Raw genomic sequence first — 20,033 nt, forward strand, 5'->3', positions numbered from 1 at the left:
GGATGGTTATGCAACAGGCTCTCGATTACTTCAATCAATTGAATCAGGACTATCTTGAGGTGCACCGCACCAAAGAAGATTTGTTTTGGCAAAACTATATGGGCATTGGCGGTGAGGGCGTTTCGGCCCGCTTCTCGGCGGCGGAAAGCGCCTATAAGCGTTTTATCGCCGAGCCGCGTCGGTTAGCGGAAATTCGTCAACTGTTGGCCGGGCTGGAGGCCCTGCCGCACGATGCTCAGCGAGATGCGCTGCAGCACGGGCTGAACGGTTGGCTACGCTTTTTTGATTGCAACGCGATTGAAGATGCCGAGGCTCAAACGCTGTTGGATCAAATCATCAGCGCTGAGGCGGATCTTTATACCCGCCGTAAGGCTAACCCGGTCAGCCATCTGAATGCCGCCGGGCAGCGGGTGAACGCCTCGCTCGGCGAGCTGTTGACCAATCAGGCGACCAATGAAAATGAAGAGTATCGTCGCAGCTCGCAGAACGCGCTGCGTGAACTGGAGCAGTGGCTGTTGCATAACGGTCTGCCGGAGCTGATTAGCCTGCGAAACCGTTTTGCTCGCCAGATGGGCTTTCGTAACTATTTTGACTACAAGGTGAACAAAACCGAGCGTATGACGCCGGAACAGCTGTTCGCCATCCTTGATCGCTTCGAGCAGCAAACTCGCGAAGCCAACTCACGTAGCCTGCAGCAGTTGGCGGCGGAGAAGGGTGAACAGGCACTGGAACCCTGGAACGTACGTTTTGCCAGCGCCGGTGATGTGACCCGCCAACTGGATCCATACTTCCCGTTTGCCCAGTCGCTGGAGCGTTGGATCAACAGCTTTAAACGGCTGCATATCGGGTTTCGCGGTGCGCAGATGGATCTCGATCTGCTGGTGCGCGAGGGCAAGTATGAAAACGGGTTTATGCATGGGCCAGTGCCGCCGTTTATCCAGCAGGGAAAATGGCTACCGGCACGCATTAACTTTACCAGCCTGGCGCAGCCGGATCAGGTCGGCAGCGGGGCTCATGGTTTAAATACCTTGTTCCACGAAGGCGGTCACGCCGCGCACTTTGCCAATATTTGCCAGAATGCGCCCTGTTTTTCGCAGGAATTCCCCCCGACCTCCATGGCCTACGCCGAAACCCAGTCGATGTTCTGTGACAGCCTGCTGGACGACGCCGATTGGTTGAAACGCTATGCGAAAAACGCGGCGGGTGAGGCAGTGCCGGATACGTTGATTGAGGCCAGCATCGCTGCGCGTCAGCCGATGCGTGCGTTCAACGAACGTCATATTTTACTGGTGCCTTACTTTGAGTGGGCGTTGTATCAGTGGGATGACGAACAGCGCACGCCGGAAGCGATAACCGCACTGGCACGTGAAGTTGAGCAAAAAATATTGGGCATCAGCGGCAGCCCGCGGCCGACGCTGGCGATCCCGCATTTGCTGTCGCTGGAATCGGCCTGCTCATATCAGGGCTATCTGCTGGCGCTGATGGCGGTTGAGCAGACGCGACACTTCTTCTTGCAGCGCGACGGTTACCTTACCGATAACCCGGCAATTGGTCCGGATCTGGCGCGTCATTACTGGCTGCCGGGTAACGGTGTCAGCCACGACGACACGCTGCGTAGTTTGACCGGTGAAGGTTTCAATCCGGACTATCTGGCGCAGGCCTGTAATCAGACGGTGGCACAGGCCTGGCAGGCTGCGCAGCAAACCATAGCGGCTGCGGTTGCCCGGCCACAGCCGGCGGCAGACTTCGATTTGGCGGCACATATCCGCGTGGTGGATGGCGATCGCGTGCTGGCTGACAACGCCGAAGGCGATGAAAAGATGTGCCGTGATTTCGCCGCGGCGATTAATGCCCGCCTGAATTAAATAGCCATAAAAAAGCCCGCCGATAGCGCGTATCGGCGGGCTTTTTCATTGTAATCCGTTAATTACTTGTAGATTACCGCGGTGCCGTGCATCAGGTTGTTGCCGCCAGCGGAGGTAATGGTGAACGCTTTGGCACCGGCCGCATCGGCTTTGGCGGACAGTTGCGCTTTCAGGCTGCTCAGGTCGGTCGCGCCACTGGCAGAGATCACACCGGCCTTCTCAAACTGTGTGGCATCTTGTGCGCTGACGTAGTCGGCAGCAAAAGAAGTGAAAGAGACGGCGCTCAGAGCGATAGCAGCAGCAAAAGTTTTGATGTTTTTCATGATAGTCATTCCTGTCTGGTTTTTAAGGGGGAAAGGCGTTTGCCTTTCGATGGAGTGATTATTGCGCAGTGACAGGAAGGATGAAATCGGAGAGTATTGATAATATCATTCAATTTATTTGATTATTAATTGAACCCTCCCTCCAGAGGAAGAAAGGGCCGTTTATTATCGTTTTTGCGCATCCGGGCGAACCAGATCGAAACGGTGTTGCTCCGAGATGCCATAGTAGGCCGTCGGCCCGCCGGCGCGCAGGATAGGCTCGGCAGCAGCGGTCTGATAAACGCCGTGTTGGTCCAGCAGTGACGAATCGATATGTACCGCGACCACTTCTCCCAGTACCAGCCAGGTATCCACCTTTTCTCCGTCGGCGCTTTGCAACTGAATGCACTGTGACAGGCGGCATTCAAAGTTCACCGGGCTTTCAGCCACCCTTTCCGCTTTCACCCGACGGCTGGGCAGCGGCGTCACGCCGGCAAAGGCAAATTCATCTTCACCGCGGGCCAGGCTGGCCGAGCTGTTGTTCATGGCATCGGCCAGCGGGCGCGTCGCCAGATTCCAGACAAACTCCCCGGTTTCGACGATGTTTGCCACGCTGTCTTTCCAACCGCTGCTGGCGAAACCGATGATCGGCGGGCGGTAGTTGAAGCAGTTGAAAAAGCTGTAGGGGGCCAGATTGCGCTGGCCGCTCGCGCTGATCGATGAGATCCACCCGATGGGGCGTGGGCCGATGATGGCGTTCAGGGGATCGTGCGGCAGACCATGACCTGTCGCGGGTTCGTAGTAATATCGGGACTGACTGCTCATAAGTGACCTGGGGTGGCTAAACGGAACTTTTATTCTGACGGGTTTCCCGTCGGCTGCAAGTTTGCCGCTGCTTTATGGTATCTTACGCGCCAGAAATACCTTTAAGAGAGCCCGTCACGGTGGAAAAAAAGAAAACCTTCCCGCAGCAGAAAAGCGGCCTGCACCCGCGTAACCGTCATCGCTCGCGCTATGATTTCCCGGCGCTGATCGCCAGCTGCCCTGCGCTGGAGCCGTTCGTCAAGCCGAATGCCTGGGGCGATATTTCGGTAGATTTTGCCGATCCGGCGGCGGTTAAAATGCTCAACCGTGCGTTGCTGCAACATTTTTATGGTATCGAACATTGGGATATTCCCGCCGATTATCTGTGTCCGCCGATCCCAGGACGCGCCGACTATTTGCACCACCTGGCCGACTTGTTGGCGACCAGCAACGGCGGTGAGATACCGCGTGGTAAAGGCGTGGCGATCCTCGACGTAGGCATTGGCGCCAACTGCATTTACCCGATCGTCGGCCTGCGTGAATACGGCTGGCGCTTTACCGGTTCAGAGATCGACCCGGTGTCGCTCAATTCGGCCAAAATGATTGTCGAGATGAACCCGACACTGAGAAACAGCGTACGTTTACGTTTGCAAAAACAGCCTGAGTTTATCTTTAACGGCATCATTGGCGTGGCGGAGAAGTTCGACGCCACGTTGTGTAACCCACCGTTCCACGGTTCAGAGCAGGAAGCACAGGCGAGTACCCGCCGCAAACTGCATAAGCTGGGCAAGGGTGAGGTGGCGGATAAGCCGGTACAGAACTTTGGCGGCAAAAATAACGAGCTGTGGTGCGAAGGCGGCGAAGAAGCCTTCGTGCGTAAAATGGTAGAGGAAAGCGTGAGTAAGGCGCAAAACTGCCTGTGGTTCACCTCGCTTATCTCCAAAAACACCACTTTGCCATCGATTTACCACGCGTTGAAGCTGGCTGGTGCCGCCGAAGTGCGCACCATTGAGATGGCGCAGGGGCAAAAGATCAGCCGTTTTGTAGCCTGGACCTTCCACGACGCGGAACAGCAGGCTGCCTGGGCGGCAGAACGCTGGCGTTAACTCCCCCTGGGTGCCGGTTATTTGACCGGCACCTATAAATCTTCGCGTTTCCCTTTCAATTTCCGCATGTTGCGTTATTCTCAATACGTCGTCCAATACTAAAAATCTTAAATAAGTTATTTATTCAAAACACAATAGTTACCTTACTTAATTGATATTTTAATCCGGTGAGTTTTATCTGCCAGGAGAATTAGGCCTGCCTGTTTCTCAGGGTGATGCACGTCTGCATGTGGGCGCGGCGTGCAGAAAAAATAAAATGAAAAGCACTTGTCTGCTAAATCATCTGCCAGAAGGATTTTAACCCTATGCTGTTACGATTCAGTCAGTTAAACACCCACAGCCGTGCCGAGTTGAGCGCGATAGAAAATGCCGTTGCCATGATCGTATTTAAACCCGATGGCACCGTGCTGCGCGCTAACGATTTATTTCTAAAAACGATGGGATTTCAACGACAGGAAGTTATCGGCCAGCATCACCGCCTCTTTTGTTCCCCGGAATATGTCGTCAGCCCGGCATATCGCAAACACTGGGATATGTTAAATAACGGCAAGCCCATTACCGATAATATAAAACGCATTCGCAAAGACGGAGAGGCCGTGTGGCTGCAGGGCACCTATACCCCGGTGATGAATAAACAGGGGCGGGTGGTGGAGATCGTCAAGATCGCCAGCGTTGTGACGGAGCGCATCACCCAGGCGCAGGAGCATCAGAGCCTGCTGTCGGCGCTAAACCGTTCGATGGCAATGATCACCTTTGACGCGCAGGGCAAGATCCTTGCCGCCAACGACAATATGCTGAAATTGATGGGCTACCGAATTGAGGAGGCGCGGGGACAAGCGCATGCGGTGCTCTGCCCACCTGAGTTTGCCCATTCTGACGATTACCGCCAGCATTGGCGGCGTCTCGCACGCGGCGAGTTTATCACCGGGCGTTTTGAACGGGTGAACCGACGCGGAGAGCGGGTATGGCTGGAGGCCAGCTACAACCCGATTCTTGATGATGATGGGCAAGTGGTCAAAGTGGTGAAAATTGCTCAAGATATCACCCGGCAGATGATCCAACAGCAGCACGAAGAGGAAATGGTGCGTAATGCCCACCATTTATCACTGGATACTGACCGGACCGCTGCACAAGGGGCCGTGATCGTCCAGCAGGCGGTCGCAGGCATGCAACAGGTTGAAGCGGCCGCGCGCGATACTTCCGCGGTGGTCAGTGAGCTGGGCATTGGTTCACAGCAGATAGGCACTATGGTGGAGGCAATCCGTAAAATCGCCTCTCAAACCAACCTGTTGGCGATTAATGCCTCGATTGAGGCAGCGCATGCGGGTGAGCATGGGCGCGGATTTGCCGTTGTCGCTAATGAAGTACGTACTCTGGCGGAACAGTCTCGCCAGGCGGCGACTGAAATTGAACGTATCACCAAATCTATTCAGCAGGGAGTGGCGGCGGCCATAGCCGGCATGGCGGTCTGTGTGGAACAGGCTGGCGGTGGCGTAACCTTGACGCACGATGCCGGTGAAGTGATTAATCGGGTGAATATAGGTATGCAGGATGTGGTCAAACTGATGCAGACGTTTACCACGGTCAAGCAGGAGGAAACAACCCACTGAGGCCAATAGGCGCTAACCTGGGTGTCGGTTAGCGTCTCTTCTTTTCAATAGGGGCCGGTTTATTATTGGCTACTCGCTGGCCGGGTAACATGAATGATCCGTTATTCGCCATCTTAATGCGTTATTCACAGATCCTGACGTCGTTACCACTAAATTCTCTTCTGCCAGTTGTAATAAGAAATAGCGGGCCTGATAAATACCCAATTGACATTGATCGGCCACTTCTCGAGTGCTCAGCCATTTCTCCGGCGGTGTTTCCGGTGAGATGCACTTGACTGCGCAGAGCTCAGATAAAGAGTTCATGAGCTGTTTTTTTATTATTTTCTTCTTTTCTGTTTCACTGGATTTCATGCTTTGGTTTCCCTCTCTTCAGCAAAGAATAACTGGCTGCTCCCTATTATTCATCACAAAAAAATAGGTGTGTGATGTGCTTTGCATAACGGGATTTGTACTGCCTTTCCCGGTTTGGTGTGGGACCTATGTGTTACGACAATTGCAGCATTATATCGAAAAAATATTATTTTAAGATATAAAATAACGCCATGCTTTGACATTTGGTTTTTTTTTGTGAAAAGCTGGGTTTTTTAGGCATAAAGATCGTGAAACCTTTCTTTGTAATACAAGAGTGGATAAATCTGGCGTAATTAAATCATGTTGGAAATTTTATTTTTAACTATGAACATGTTTTGTCATACTTCTCCGTATCAACAGTGAGAAGATTAAAATAAACTCTGAGTTTTAGATTAATTATCTGTATGTTTTTCATATGATTATGGACTAGGTCAGGCGATGTAAACTGCCTGTTAGTGATGTGATTACGCCAGTAAAAATTAAATTTATCGCCTATTCAACGGAATGAGCGCGTACGCCTTTTGGCAGAGGGATGTCTATTTCGCAAGAACGATGATGTCCAGCTCGGTGCTGAAAATACTAATGGCCAACTGAGGCTATGTCTTCCCGCTCTCAGGATGTCGGTCATTATTGGAAATCGTTAACGCATTATTTTTAAGGATTAAAAATGAAATTGAACAAAATTATGCTGGCCGCCGTTATGGCAATGGGTGTTTCTTCTTTTGCCGCTAACGCTGTGGATGCCGGTCACGGCAAAGTGACCTTCAAAGGCTCCATCATTGATGCTCCATGCTCTATCGACCCGGACAGCATCGACCAAACCGTGCAACTGGGCCAGATTTCCAACGTGGCGCTGAAAGACGGCGGCTCTTCTTCACCTAAGAATTTTGAGATCCGTCTGGAAAATTGCACTCTGAGTACCGCCAAGACAGTGACTACCACCTTTACTGGCGCCAAGGGTGTGAACGGTTTGGGCATTACCGGCACGGCTAAAGGCGCCAGCATCGTTATCACCGATGGTAAGGGCGCAGCGATTGAACTGGGTAAAGCAACGGATGCTCAGGGCATTCAGGATGGGAAAAATACCCTGAGCTTCTCTGCTTATCTGAAAGGGGATGGTAAAACCGCAGCTGGTGCAACTATTGATGTGGTACCGGGTGACTTTACGGGGATTGCTGATTTCACCTTGGCTTACCTGTAAGTCAGTCGTTTCAGAGTAAGCATGCGGGATTGTCCGCATGCTTTTTGCTCAAACTCTGCTTCTGGAACGAACCTATGTCACGACAAGCAAGAGCCGCTTTGACATTGCTGGTGGCAGGGCTGACAGCTTGTAATGTCTGTCTTGCTACTCCGCAGGGATGGGGGCGCGTCACGATGCAGGGCGCTATTCTTGAAACCGCTTGTGCTATCGATACATCCAGCCGCGATCAAACTATCACTATGGCAACTATGCCTGTTAGCCAAATCAGCCGTGATGGCGTGGGGAGCATGCGTTTATTTGTGGTTAAGTTGGTGAATTGTACGTTAGTGCGTTTAGATCCCAAACAGCCTAATTGGCAGAACTTCCAAATCACCTTTGATGGTGTCGCGGACACCGGTGGTTTTAATCTGGAAGGGGAAGCCAAGGGCGTTGCGTTACAAATTGCTGATGAGCGCGGCCATATTGCCATTCCCGGCGTTCCTATGCCTGCAATCGGAATAACCCCCGGTGATAGGTATCTGAATTACACTTTGCGGCTGGTAAGTAATAAAAAGATATTAAAACCTGGAGATTACTTCTCCACCGTGCGTTTTAAAATGGATTATTACTGATCACATCTTGGCGATATTTATATGAAGAGGGGTGGCGGTCATTCAATCCTGTTCAGACGGGAGGGCAGGGTTTTATTAAAAATAATGATGATAACACTTAACGGATAATTAAAAGGCCTATGGATTATGACCTTATCTCATTTTGTGGCGTTCCCCTCTCGCCCACGTTTATTGGGAATGTTAATCACTTCTTTGCTCAGCGGCGTAACGAATATCGCTTGGGCCGATGACATTCAATTCAACACTGATGTATTGGATGTGAAAGACCGCGCTAATATTGATCTTGGGCAGTTTTCCCGTGGCGGATTTATTATGCCAGGAAATTACAGTATGGCGGTACATCTCAATAAGCAGGAACTGCCAGAGCAAGATATTCCGTTTTATCCCCCAGACAACGATCCCAAGGGCAGCGAAGCGTGCCTGAGTCCACAATTGGTTGAACAATTAGGCCTGCAACCGAGTGCTAAAAACGGGCTGACCTGGTGGCATCAGGGAGAATGTCTGACGGTGAGTAGCCTGAAAGGCATGACGACCAAGGGCGATATTGCCGCCGGTGCGTTATATGTGAGCATCCCGCAGGCGTATCTGGAATATACCGCAGCGAACTGGGATCCACCGTCACGCTGGGATGAGGGCATTCCGGGACTGCTGTTTGACTACAACGTTAACGCCCAAACTCAGCGGCAGGAAAAAGCCGGTACACAAGGTTATAACCTAAGCGGTAACGGCGTTGTCGGGGCCAATCTGGGGCCATGGCGTTTGCGTGCCGACTGGCAGAGTCGCTATCAGCACCAAACGGGTTCCGGTACGCCTAGCGACAAAAGTTGGGATTGGAGTCGCTACTACGCTTACCGAGCCATTTCCCGCCTGGGTGCCAGGCTGATGCTGGGAGAAAACTACCTTAGCTCCGATATCTTCGACAGCTTCCGATTTGCCGGCGCCAGTCTGACGACCGATGACAACATGTTGCCGCCAAACCTGCGTGGTTACGCACCCGAAGTGACCGGTGTTGCTCGCACTAATGCCAAAGTCGTGGTGAGCCAGCAAGGCCGAGTACTGTATGAAACCCAGGTCGCCGCAGGCCCGTTTCGAATTCAGGATCTGAACGATGCCGTATCCGGTCAACTGGATGTGCGTGTGGAAGAACAAGACGGCACGGTACAGCAATTCAAGATGGATACCGCCAGCATTCCCTATCTGACCCGTCCTGGACAGGTGCGTTACAAAGTGGCCATGGGGCGACCAACCGATTGGCAGCACAATACCAATGGCCCGGTATTTGCCACCGGCGAATTTTCCTGGGGTATCAATAACGGCTGGTCTCTGTATGGCGGTGGCGTAGCCGGTGGTGAGTACAACGCGCTGGCGGCGGGTATCGGTCGGGATTTACTGATGTTTGGTGCGCTCTCATTTGATGTCACTCAGTCACGGGCCAGCTTGCCGCAGAGCAATGAGATGCTGAGTGGGCGCTCTTATCGCCTGAGTTATTCGAAACGGTTTGATGAGTACAACAGTCAGGTGACCTTTGCTGGCTATCGGTTTTCGGAACAGAACTATATGAGTATGAGCGAATACCTGGACTATCGCACTTACGGTACCCGCTCACAAAGTAGCAAGGAGATGTATACCGTCTCCTTTAATAAGCAATTCCAAGATCTGGGTTTTAGCACCTACCTGAACTATAGCCACCAGACTTATTGGAATCAGTCGGATAACGACCGTTACAGCCTGAGCTTGTCGCGATACTTCGATATGGGTCGTGTCAAAAACCTGAACCTGTCTTTGACCGGATATCGCAATGCTTATAACGGCGTTAACGACGACGGCATGTATCTGTCGCTGTCAGTTCCTTGGGGCAACAGCGGCACCCTCAGTTATAACGGCAGCGTCGATCGCAATGGTAATTCACAGCAAGCCAGTTATTACGATCGCCTGAATGAACGCGACAGCTACCAGATCAGTGCGGGCGGCTCTAACACTGGTGCCACCAGCAGTGGTTACTTCAACCACCAAGGCGATTTGGCCCAGGTGAGCGCCAACGCCAGTTACCAGGCGGGCAGCTACTCGTCACTTGGGGTTACCTTCCAGGGGGGGGCGACCGCTACCGCCAACGGGGCTGCACTGCACCGTACCGGCATAATGGGGGGGACTCGGGTGTTGATAGATACCGACGGCGTGGCCGGAATTCCGGTTCGTGGTTACGGTGCAACTGCGCTGAGTAACCACTGGGGCAAGCTGGTGGTGTCGGATGTCAGCAGCTACAACCGCAACAAGATGAGCATTGATCTCAATACCATGCCGGATAACGCAGAAGCGAGCAAATCGGTGGTGCAGGCAACCCTTACCGAGGGCGCTATCGGCTACCGACGCTTTGACGTGGTTTCTGGCGAGAAAGCCATGGCAGTACTTCGCCTGGCGGACGGCAGCACACCGGCGTTCGGTGCTACGGTGCTAAATAGCAAGAAACAGAACGTTGGAATTGTCAGCGACGACGGCAGCGTTTACCTCAGCGGTATCAACGCCGGTGAGATCATGACGGTTCACTGGGATGACAAATTGCAGTGCGTACTGGATTTGCCGGCGGTGCTGCCGAATACCGGGACGACTAATCTGCTGCTGCCATGTCACCTGCCGGGCAGTGCTAAATAATGCAACCAGACGAATCAATAAGATGGAAATAAATCAATGAAAATGAAAATGAACGCCTTCCTTGTCGCGAGCACCTTGTGTTGCGCACTGGGAGTTCAGTCTGCTTACGCCGCTATTGCGCTGGATCGAACCCGGGTGATTTTTGACGGTAGTGAGAAGTCAGTGAGTTTGAACGTCAGTAACGAGAACAAGCAATTGCCCTATCTGGCACAGGGATGGATTGAGGATGAAAAGGGCAACAAAATCACCAGCCCGTTGACGGTGTTGCCACCGGTGCAGCGCATCGAGCCCGGCGCCAAGAGTCAGGTGAAGGTACAGGGCTTGCCGGCGCTGAGTACGTTACCTCAGGATCGCGAATCACTGTTCTATTTTAATTTGCGCGAAATTCCTCCGCGCAGTGAGAAACCGAACACGCTGCAAATCGCATTACAAACGCGCATCAAACTGTTTTACCGGCCCCAGGCGATTCAGCCGGCGGCCTCGGCGTCACCGGCTCAGGAAGCATTAACGCTGAGCAAGGTTGGGAACAAGTACAAACTGATCAATCCGACGCCGTACTTCGTCACTATCGTAGACGGCAGCAATAGCCCGAAGGGATTGCCTCTGAAGGGTTTTGAACCGCTGATGTTGGCGCCGAAAAGCGAAGGCATGTTGAATCTGAACGCAGAGGCACTGGGTAGCAACCCGGTACTGACCTACATAAACGACTATGGCGGGCGACCACAGCTCCAGTTTACCTGTGCGGGCAGTACCTGCCAGGCTAAGTCGCTAAAAAACGGTTAATCATGGACTCAGAGGTACCCTGCGGGTCAAGGAGCAAGACATGCAATGGTATAAAAGGATACTGCAAACGTATCAGGATAGCTTTTGTAAGCGGCAGCGCCCTGCGTGGAGACGGAGATGCGGTTGCGCCCTGATTTTGGTGCTGGCTGGTGGGCAGAGCAGTGTTCTTTTGCCCGCCGCTACCGCCGCCGACGCGGAAAAACAGTGGGGTAACGACGGTAATGTCGGCGTCCTGCATGTCCGCGGTGCATTGACGGAGAGTGCCTGCCGGTTAGATATGACGTCAGCGTGGCAGGATATTTCGCTGGGTGAGGTAGGAACCGGTCGATTCCAGCATATTGGCGCACGTGGTACGCCGGTGACGGTAACGTTCAAACTGTTGGACTGTCTGTCTAGTGGGTCTCGCAATGTAGATGAACGAACAGCGACGCGAAAATGGAGCGCCGAGCAACCCTCGGCGACGGTGTACTTTGTGGCACCGGCGGACGACGATAATCCCCAACTGGTGCAGGTCAGCGGCGCTGAAGGGGTAGGGCTGCGACTGCTGGACAGTACCGGTCGGGAAGTGGTTTTAGGGCAGCGCGGAACGCCCTTGCTGCTGACGCCGGGCCAGGACCAACTGGTCTATCAGATCATGCTGGAGCGAACCCGTGCTGCCCTGAGTGCTGGGGCCTTTTGGTCGCAGATCAACTTTAAACTGAACTACGACTGATGCGAGATTTACGTGTTTTTAATGCCTGTCTGTTATTGATATCGAGTACTGGCTGGAGCATCGGGGACTTTGACCACCTAAAGGGTGACGTGCCGGCAAAGAGGGGATGAACATGAAACGAGCGCGATTTTGTGGTCTAGGGAAAGGGGGATTATGGGGACTGTCGCTGATGTTCAGCCTACCGATACAGGCCGCTGACAATTTGAAGTTGCACGGCACTCTGGTAGCTGAACCTTGCGTGATATTACCTGCGGACGCCGACATTCAGTTGGATTTTGGAACGGTAATCGATAAATATCTGTATCTGAACGGACGTACCCATGGTCAACAATTTGAGTTACGTCTCAGTGACTGTGACCTTAGCCTGGGTAATACGGTGAGGATGTCGTTCAGCGGTACCGAGAACCCAAAACTGCCAGGCTTATTGGCCCTGGATTCGGGGAGTATGGCCTCTGGCGTGGGGATCGGTATTGAGACGGATGAAGGCGTCCCGGTGCTTTTATCCCACGAGACCAAGAAGTACCCGATACTGGCGGGTAATAATGTGATTACGCTTAAGGCATATGTCAAAGCGGAGCAAGCCGCGATCGCGACGAAAAGTATTGGTCGCGGTTCTTTTAGCGCGTCGGCAACCTTTAATCTGGAATACGAATAGCATTCAGCTTATTTAGAACATCCTATTGCGGTACCGCACTGATGCCCCGCACGCCGACCCTGGCAAACAGGGTTGGCGTTTTTGCCGTTCTGTCACTCCCTGAATTGTTGACCTTCCGTTTAAGTACATCGGCTTGACATCCGTTAGGCCAGGCTAGAATATGAATGAACGTTCGTTCATTTTATTCGGCGGCGACAGCCGCCTCCTTATACCGGGGCAGTATTAATGGGTAATCGCGACAAAATCGTTGAAGCTGCGTTGCATAGCTTTACTCACAAAGGGTTCCACCAGACCAGTATGCGGGATATTGCGCTTGCGGCTGGGGTCAGCGTGGGAAACCTTTACAACCACTTTGCCGGTAAGGAAGCGCTGATCGACGAAATTGCGTTTTTGGAGCATCGGGTTTTTGCCGATTTTGCTACCCCGTTGCTCGCTGAGCATGAGCGACCTAAGCAGGCGTTATCCGATTTTATCAGCGCCTATTATGATTTCGTCTCGTCCCCGGGCAATGTACAACTGTCGGCGGAAATAGTGGCTGAAGTCGCGCGAAATCCAGTACTGGCTGAGAAATTCAGCGTCAATCAGCAACAACTGGTGGCGGCGTTAAAGCAAGCTGTGGTACTAGCCCAGCAAAGTGGCGACATCGAAGCGTCGTTAAACCCTCACGAACTTGCTCAATTAATCCTGGATGTTGTTGAAAGCCAAGCCTGGCGGCAGACGATTTTCCCGTCCCGGGAACCGACAAGGGTACCGCCAAACCAACTGCTGGAGCAGTTGATCTTTGGCCGGTAATAGCGGAGGTCGGGGATGTTTGAGGTAGAGCCATATCGTGAATCTTGTCGTTTGCAAACCGCTGCACTGATCTTTTCCGCCTTTAGCGACAAATTTCAACGCCCATGCGGCTTAAGCGAACGTCAGCAATGGCGGCTATTTTACCGGTTGTGGGTCTGGAAACAGAGCGATAGCCAGGAGCACAGTTTTGTCGTTAGGCATGCAGGCCAGGTGGTGGCCGCATTCGGGTTGAAATCTGTCAGCCAGTTGGGAAATGTGATTTTGCGGGAACGGGCGCTACCGGTAATGCGTTTGTGCCGCTGCTATGGCGTGCTGAATTTCTGGCGTATGTATCTGCAAATTGCGCTGCTGCAACATCAGCCTGCGTCCGATGAACTGTATCTTTCTTATCTGGCGGTGGATGAAAAACAGCGTGGCAGGGGCTTGGGGAAAAAATTACTGGAATGGATAACGCGCTACGCCGTGACCTACCGACCGAACCTATGGCTGCGTCTGCATGTAAGCCAGCAAAATGTCGGTGCTTTGCGGCTGTATCAGCAGTGCGGTTTCAGGCGCAAGGCCGTCAGGAAATATCTCTTGCTGTGGTTGCTGTTCCGCCAGCCCCATTGGTTGTTCTTGGAAAAACCTATCGGGGATAAGCGATGAAAAAAACAGCGGTTTGCTTGTTGGCCCTGATCCTGATGATGCTGGGGTGGATCATCTACGCCAACGATTATCAATTTGTCGCCGAACCTATTGCGTTGAATGCGGGCGGCAATCGGCTTACTGGCACGTTGGTATTGCCGAAAGAAACCGTGGATAAACCGGGCGTCATTGTGCTTATTCATGGTGACGGCCCGGCCAATGCAGACCGGGATGAAGGTTACTACAGCCTCTGGGAAACCCTGGCTGAACAAGGATACGCCGTTTTGGCCTTCGACAAAGCGGGGGTTGGCGGCTCCTCCGGCAACTGGCTGCATCAAACCATGAGCGACCGGGCTAAGGAAACGGTCGATATTATCGACTGGGCAAGAAAAGACGGACGTTTTGATTCGCAATGCATCGGGTTGTGGGGGGCCAGCCAGGCGGGATGGGTCATGCCGAGTGTTGCCGCTCAACGGCCGGATATCGCCTTCACGTTGGCAGTGGCGCCGGCGATTAACTGGCTTCGTCAAGGGGACTATAACACCCGGGCGGAAATGATGGCTGCGGGAAAAACGCAAGCGCAGATTAAGGCTCGTGAGCGGCAGGACCAGCGTTTGTTGTCACTGCTCCGTCAGCCTGACGGCTATACACAGTACCGTAAAGAGTTTGGTGATTCAGCGACAATCAGCGTCGATCGCTGGCAGTTTATTCGCGCCAATATGATCAGCGACGCGACGGAGGGGTTACGCAGCTTCAAAACGCCGGTGCATCTGATCGTCGGTGGGCGCGATCTTAATGTCGACGTCGATGAAACCGAGCGTATTTACAGACACAATATTCCTGTGGATCTGTTGACGGTAACCCGTATTGAAGATGCCGATCATATGATGTTAAAACCGCTGTTTACACGCCACCCACTACTGATAAATGTGATTGGCCTGTTCGCTCCTCGCTCCGTGCAGGACGAAGCCTATCTGCAAGACATTGCGGCCTTCCTTGGCGCTCAGCCTTGTAGCCATGGGCAATAATCGTTATTGGGCTGCGGGTGGTTCACCATTGTCCGGCGCATAAGAAAGTTGAATGGCCTGTTGCGGCATGGCGATACCGGCTTGATCAAAGTGTATTTTGACCAGACGGTCGAGGGCATACTGCACCACCCACTGCTTTAACGCCTGGGTACGCACGGTCACCCGGGTGGTGAAGGAGCGATCGCCCAGCGCCACTACGCCGTTGAATACCGGTTCGCCCACCAAAAATTGCTTCACCTGATCGTCTTGTTTCAACGCGGCGACGGCCTGATGCAGTACCTCATGGACATGATCGATATCTTCGTCACGGCTAACGCTGTAGTTGGCGCGGTACACGCCAAATTCACGGGCGTAATTCGCCAGCGTCGTGATCGAAGAAAAGGGGACGATATGATACACGCCGTAATCGTCCCGCAGGCCAATCGACCGGATGGTCATGCGCTCAACCGTACCGGTAATGCCGCTGACGGTGACGTACTCGCCGGTATTCATGCCGTTCTCAAACTGGATGAATACGCCGGTGATCACGTCCTTTACCAGCGTTTGCGCGCCAAAACTGATGGCCAGCCCCAACGCCCCGGCCCCGGCCAGCAGCGGGGCAATATTTATCCCCACCTGCGACAGCACAATCATAATGGTAATGGTGCTGATAACGATGGCCAGCACGTTACGAAACAGCGTCAGCAGCGTGCGTTCGCGCGCGCTGGGACGGATGCCGTTGCTCAACTCCAGCGCCAGTCGATGTTCGATAACGCTGGCCATCAGCGTCCAGCTGATAACCGCAATCACCAGGATCAGCAGGATATGAACCAGACCGCCGACGATTTTTTCCCCGTTTTCGCTGCTTGCCCACTGGTAAAGGTTGATCAGATGCCAGGCGTCAAACAGCAGCAGCGTGACCGTCAGTACCACCATCACCCGCAATATTTTCAACCCATTGGGAATATAGGAATTAATACGACGTTCCAGCATCGGATAGCGTCGGTTGACATCATCCGGCAGCGAAATACGGCGGAAAATCCAGCGGGTCAGTTGGCCGGAGATCAACGCCCCGACGCCGATAACCACCAGGCTTTTTATCGTTGCGGTCATCATAAAGTTCAGGCTGTTGCCAATATCAAATTGCGACAGGACAAACAGCACCAGGAAATAAGCGATCGCCAGCAGGTGCCAGACATGGCCCAAACCGCGCAGAATGATGCTGAAGAACGCCATCGATCGTTCGGCCAACAGGTTAATCTGGAGCTGTATCGGCTTGCGGTTACGCAGGATCAACGCCAGTGCGTATAGCGTCAGTGCCAGCATGATGACCAGATTGGCTGCGGCGGCTGCGGGGTAACTGATCTGTGTCGCCACTACCGGCACCACCACCATCAGGCCGTAGCCGATCAGGCCACTAAGCCAGGCAAGGCGCGTATTCCAGTAATGGGCGACGGCATCGGAGAACGCAAAAGGACGCAGGTAATCGAAATTGGGTGCAAAAATCAGCCGCAGCACCGCCTTGAAGAATTCGATCACCGCGAAGGCGCTAAGAAACAGGGTTTGCAGCCGCAATATGGTGGCGTTGTCGGCGTGGACATGACGGGCAAACAGGTTACCCGCAGTCAGTGCCAGCAACAACACCAGCAAATCGATAGCGAAGGCGCCGAGGATCGCCGTTGGCAGTTTGTACCACGAATCATGCTGAAGTTTGGCGTTGTGCCCCCAGTTGCCGATGCGTTTGTATAGCGGGCGGATTATCCGGCGGATCAGATGGAAGAGGGCAAAGGTCAGCGCAACCGTCAGCAGAAAATAACTCAAAGCCCGAAAGAAAACGTCCGGATGGAAAGTGCGTTTTGGCCCAGAGTCGATCAGTTTTTGCCTCGAGTTTAACTTCTTGTCGAGGGTGCTAAGGCTGTCTTGCGCCAAACTGGTCAGGCTTTCGCTTAGCGAGTCTGATGGCTCGGGCGTTGCTGACTTGGGCTGCGCTGCGGCTGGTTGACCCGCCGCCTGTCTCAGATGGTTAATCAGTTCGGCACGGGTTTTGTCGTCTTGCAGAATATCTGCGAGCGCCGCGTAGGAGACTTTTTGCTGCTCGGTTTGGCCACTGGGCGCGGGATCCTGTGCGGGCTGCGCCGTTGCCAGTGGAGAAACTGCATAAGTGATCAGCAGCAGCAACAGGGGAAACAGCTGTTCTCGCAGATGAGAACCGAATCGGGAGTATGCGGTTGCGGGCATGTATCCTCTCTTGGGGCTCTGTAAATCGGCGGATTAATTACAAATGTTAAGAAAAACAAAGAATATAGTAGAAAATGAAGAGGCGCAGGGAGTGATAACGCGTGCTATTGCCATATAGAAACGGCGGGCCCGGAACAGGCCCACCGCTGGGTAGGGTAAATCAGGATACGTGCTGCAAGAACTCCTGCAAGCGCGGGCTTGGCGGGTGGTTGATCAGGTCATGCGGGTTGCCGTCTTCCGCAATCCGGCCTTTATCAATAAAGATCAGCCGCGAAGCCACTTTTTCGGCAAAGCCGACTTCGTGGGTGACGATCACCATAGTCATGCCTTCTTCCGCCAGATCCTGCATAACCTTCAGCACTTCATGGCGCAGTTCCGGATCAAGTGCGGAGGTCGGTTCATCAAACAGCATCATTTTCGGTTTTACCGCCAGCGCACGGGCGATGGCCACGCGCTGCTGTTGGCCGCCGGAAAGCTCGGAAGGGTAGTGATGTGCACGCTCCGCCAGGCCGACTTTGGCCAGCAGTTCGCGCGCCAGTTTTTCCGCGTCCGACTTTTTCAAACCGCGTACGCGGATCGGGCCGAAGGCAACGTTTTCCAGTGCGGTCAGGTGTGGGAACAGGTAAAACTGTTGGAATACCATGCCGGCTTCCTGACGAATCAGACGATCGTCAACCTTGGGATCGTTGGCTTTCAGACCGTCGACGATCAGATCGCCACTGGTGATCTCTTCCAATTTGTTGATGCAGCGCAGCAGCGTGGATTTGCCGGAGCCGGAAGGCCCGATAATCACCACCACTTCACCCTGATTAATTTTCAGGTCGATATTGTGTAGCACCTGGGTTTGCCCAAAGTGCTTGGAGACGTTTTTAAATTCAATCACAGGATTTTCATCCTTCTTTCCAGACGACGCAGCACGAAGCTCAGCACCAGGGTAATAATCAGATAAATAACCGCCACGGCGCTCCAGATTTCCAGCGCGCGGAAGTTGCCGGCAATAATTTCCTGGCCCTGACGGGTCAGTTCCGCCACGCCGATCACGATAAACAGCGAGGTGTCTTTAATGCTGATGATCCACTGGTTACCCAGCGGCGGCAGCATGCGGCGCAGCGCCAGCGGCATAATGACATAGCGGATGGTTTCGCGGCGCGACAGACCCAACGCCAGACCTGCTTCACGGAAGCCGCTGTGGATCGACAATACGGCGCCGCGAGTGATTTCCGCAATGTAGGCGCCGGAGTTGATCATGATGGTGACCACCGCCGCGCTAAAGGGATCGATGCGCAAATCGCTGAACGCCATCGGCAGGGCGAAGTAGATAAACATCACCTGCACCACGATAGGCGTGCCGCGAATAACTTCGATGAATACCAGGGCGATGTGGTTGGCAATCCAACCGCCGTAGGTACGGGCAAAACCGGCAACGAGGCCGATGATCAGGCCGCCAATCAGACCGAGGACCGAAATCCACAGGGTCATTTTGGCGCCTTCTAACAGGATAGGGATGGCGGGCCAGATGGCGCTCCAGTCGAACTGCATGGTGTTTTCTCCCGGTGATCCCAAACGTGGGAATCAGATACAACAAAGCGCAGGGGCTAAGGCACCACCCCTGTGCTTAAGTGAATCAGTGACTGACTTCATCCGTTATTTAGGTTCGGTACCGAACCATTTTTTGTAGATTTCGTTGTAGGTGCCGTTGTCGCGCAGCGTTTTCAGCGCGCCATTCACCTTGACGCGCAGTTCGTCACTGCCTTTAGGGAAGGCGATGCCGTATTGCTGTGCTTCCAGCGAGTCGCCAACGGTTTTGAACTTGCCGGCGCCGGCGGTTTTAATGAAATACAGAATGTTTGGCGTGTCGTGCAGCACCGCGTCAGCGCGTTTGGTGCCCAGTTCCATATAGGCGTTATCGATGTTCGGGAACTGACGCAGGTCTTTGGTTTTGATGTGCTGCTTGGCGTAATCCACGGAGCCGGTGCCACTCTTCACCGCCACCACTTTGCCGTTCAGATCGTCAATGCCCTTGATGCTGTCATCGTTGGCGTTAACCATCACCAGCAGGCCGCTTTTGTAGTAGCCGTCAGAGAATTCGATGGCTTTTTTACGTTCTTCGGTAATGGTGATGCCAGCCAGCGCCAGGTCGATATTTTTGGTTTGCAGTGCCGGGATGATGCCGCTGAAATCCATAGGCTTCAGGGTGTAATCCAGTTTCAGTTCTTTGGCGATAGCGGCCCACAGGTCGATATCGAAACCAACGTATTTATCGCCTTGTTTGAATTCAAAAGGAACGAACGCGGTATCGGTGGCGACGACCAGTTTGTCTGCTGCGTGGGAGCTTACGGCAAAGGCCAGCGAAAGTGCGGCCAGGGAGACTTTAAAAATTGACTTCATGAGAGGAATTTCCTGTACAGGTTGCGGATTACCCATTTTTTATATTGCAGTTGGTGCCATGAAAAAATCGTGCCATGTTTTCAACTACTATAAAAACAAAGAGTTGCGGTGTGATGTTGGCTCTGAAGGTCGAATTATTATTTTTATGCACCAAATTGAGGCCCCAAAATGGTGCTTTTGGCGACCTGTTGGTGCATGCGTCTATCATTAACCAAATAATGGGGTTGAAACAACCGATAGTTAACGGTTTCGCTTCAATATTGATAACTAACTCTAACTTTTATGCCGCAAGCTTGTTGCATTTGGTGCAGGAGTGTTCTGTCAGAGAGGTCCGG

The 20,033-nt window shown here is 53.1% G+C and carries 19 protein-coding genes; 12 read left to right on the top strand and 7 right to left on the bottom strand.

Annotation, left to right across the window (positions count from 1 at the left end):
* Nucleotides 1-8 precede the first annotated feature (8 nt).
* Complete coding sequence (locus M495_RS06800) at nucleotides 9-1,865, top strand: M3 family metallopeptidase (RefSeq protein ID WP_020825898.1); 1,857 nt, start codon at nucleotides 9-11, stop codon at nucleotides 1,863-1,865.
* A gap of 62 nt (nucleotides 1,866-1,927) precedes the next feature.
* Here the strand turns inward: M495_RS06800 and bhsA are convergent, their stop codons facing one another.
* Complete coding sequence (gene bhsA / locus M495_RS06805; RefSeq protein ID WP_020825899.1) at nucleotides 1,928-2,188, bottom strand: multiple stress resistance protein BhsA; 261 nt, start codon at nucleotides 2,186-2,188, stop codon at nucleotides 1,928-1,930.
* A gap of 165 nt (nucleotides 2,189-2,353) precedes the next feature.
* Nucleotides 2,354-2,992 carry a flavin reductase family protein gene (locus tag M495_RS06810; RefSeq protein WP_020825900.1) on the bottom strand — a complete coding sequence of 213 codons (639 nt, stop codon included), beginning with the start codon at nucleotides 2,990-2,992 and terminating at the stop codon, nucleotides 2,354-2,356.
* 119 nt (nucleotides 2,993-3,111) lie between these two features.
* Between M495_RS06810 and rlmF the strand changes: the two genes are divergently transcribed.
* Both rlmF and M495_RS06820 read left to right on the top strand, forming a co-directional pair.
* Complete coding sequence (rlmF, locus tag M495_RS06815) at nucleotides 3,112-4,077, top strand: 23S rRNA (adenine(1618)-N(6))-methyltransferase RlmF (protein ID WP_020825901.1); 966 nt, start codon at nucleotides 3,112-3,114, stop codon at nucleotides 4,075-4,077.
* 305 nt (nucleotides 4,078-4,382) lie between these two features.
* Nucleotides 4,383-5,687 (top strand): methyl-accepting chemotaxis protein, encoded by a 1,305-nt coding sequence (locus M495_RS06820; protein WP_020825902.1) that lies wholly within the window; start codon nucleotides 4,383-4,385, stop codon nucleotides 5,685-5,687.
* Between the two features lie 69 nt (nucleotides 5,688-5,756).
* Here M495_RS06820 and M495_RS24875 read toward each other — a convergent pair whose 3' ends face one another.
* Entirely contained in the window at nucleotides 5,757-6,038 is a 282-nt protein-coding gene (locus tag M495_RS24875; RefSeq protein ID WP_071844571.1) for a FaeA/PapI family transcriptional regulator, read from the bottom strand.
* Nucleotides 6,039-6,705: 667 nt separating this feature from the next.
* Between M495_RS24875 and M495_RS06825 the strand changes: the two genes are divergently transcribed.
* From M495_RS06825 to M495_RS06865, 9 genes are all read left to right on the top strand, one after another.
* On the top strand, nucleotides 6,706-7,239 hold the full coding sequence (locus M495_RS06825) for a fimbrial protein (RefSeq protein WP_020825903.1): 534 nt from the start codon (nucleotides 6,706-6,708) through the stop codon (nucleotides 7,237-7,239).
* 74 nt (nucleotides 7,240-7,313) lie between these two features.
* Nucleotides 7,314-7,850, top strand: coding sequence for a fimbrial protein (locus tag M495_RS06830; protein ID WP_020825904.1), 537 nt, complete (start codon nucleotides 7,314-7,316; stop codon nucleotides 7,848-7,850).
* Between the two features lie 126 nt (nucleotides 7,851-7,976).
* Nucleotides 7,977-10,499, top strand: coding sequence for an outer membrane usher protein (locus tag M495_RS06835; RefSeq protein WP_041414338.1), 2,523 nt, complete (start codon nucleotides 7,977-7,979; stop codon nucleotides 10,497-10,499).
* Nucleotides 10,500-10,541: 42 nt separating this feature from the next.
* Nucleotides 10,542-11,282 (top strand): fimbria/pilus periplasmic chaperone, encoded by a 741-nt coding sequence (locus tag M495_RS06840; RefSeq protein ID WP_144079331.1) that lies wholly within the window; start codon nucleotides 10,542-10,544, stop codon nucleotides 11,280-11,282.
* A 169-nt stretch (nucleotides 11,283-11,451) separates the two neighbouring features.
* Nucleotides 11,452-11,994 carry a fimbrial protein gene (locus M495_RS06845; RefSeq protein WP_158499685.1) on the top strand — a complete coding sequence of 181 codons (543 nt, stop codon included), beginning with the start codon at nucleotides 11,452-11,454 and terminating at the stop codon, nucleotides 11,992-11,994.
* Nucleotides 11,995-12,106: 112 nt separating this feature from the next.
* Complete coding sequence (locus tag M495_RS06850) at nucleotides 12,107-12,649, top strand: fimbrial protein (protein ID WP_051150503.1); 543 nt, start codon at nucleotides 12,107-12,109, stop codon at nucleotides 12,647-12,649.
* Nucleotides 12,650-12,874: 225 nt separating this feature from the next.
* Complete coding sequence (locus tag M495_RS06855) at nucleotides 12,875-13,441, top strand: TetR/AcrR family transcriptional regulator (RefSeq protein ID WP_020825909.1); 567 nt, start codon at nucleotides 12,875-12,877, stop codon at nucleotides 13,439-13,441.
* 15 nt (nucleotides 13,442-13,456) lie between these two features.
* Entirely contained in the window at nucleotides 13,457-14,086 is a 630-nt protein-coding gene (locus M495_RS06860; protein ID WP_020825910.1) for a GNAT family N-acetyltransferase, read from the top strand.
* Nucleotides 14,083-15,093, top strand: coding sequence for an alpha/beta hydrolase family protein (locus M495_RS06865; protein WP_020825911.1), 1,011 nt, complete (start codon nucleotides 14,083-14,085; stop codon nucleotides 15,091-15,093). The genes M495_RS06860 and M495_RS06865 overlap by 4 nt, the downstream gene beginning before the upstream one ends.
* Before the next feature lie 3 nt (nucleotides 15,094-15,096).
* Here M495_RS06865 and ybiO read toward each other — a convergent pair whose 3' ends face one another.
* The 4 genes from ybiO to glnH form a co-directional block, all read right to left on the bottom strand.
* Nucleotides 15,097-17,310, bottom strand: coding sequence for a mechanosensitive channel protein (gene ybiO / locus M495_RS06870; RefSeq protein WP_020825912.1), 2,214 nt, complete (start codon nucleotides 17,308-17,310; stop codon nucleotides 15,097-15,099).
* Nucleotides 17,311-17,470: 160 nt separating this feature from the next.
* Entirely contained in the window at nucleotides 17,471-18,193 is a 723-nt protein-coding gene (gene glnQ, locus M495_RS06875) for a glutamine ABC transporter ATP-binding protein GlnQ (RefSeq protein WP_020825913.1), read from the bottom strand.
* On the bottom strand, nucleotides 18,190-18,849 hold the full coding sequence (gene glnP / locus M495_RS06880; RefSeq protein ID WP_020825914.1) for a glutamine ABC transporter permease GlnP: 660 nt from the start codon (nucleotides 18,847-18,849) through the stop codon (nucleotides 18,190-18,192). Before glnP ends, glnQ begins: the two co-directional genes overlap by 4 nt.
* 105 nt (nucleotides 18,850-18,954) lie before the next feature.
* Complete coding sequence (gene glnH / locus M495_RS06885) at nucleotides 18,955-19,698, bottom strand: glutamine ABC transporter substrate-binding protein GlnH (RefSeq protein ID WP_020825915.1); 744 nt, start codon at nucleotides 19,696-19,698, stop codon at nucleotides 18,955-18,957.
* Nucleotides 19,699-20,033: the final 335 nt, after the last annotated feature.

Origin of the sequence: Serratia liquefaciens ATCC 27592 (genome assembly GCF_000422085.1) — a bacterium.
Classification (GTDB): Bacteria; Pseudomonadota; Gammaproteobacteria; order Enterobacterales; family Enterobacteriaceae; genus Serratia; species Serratia liquefaciens.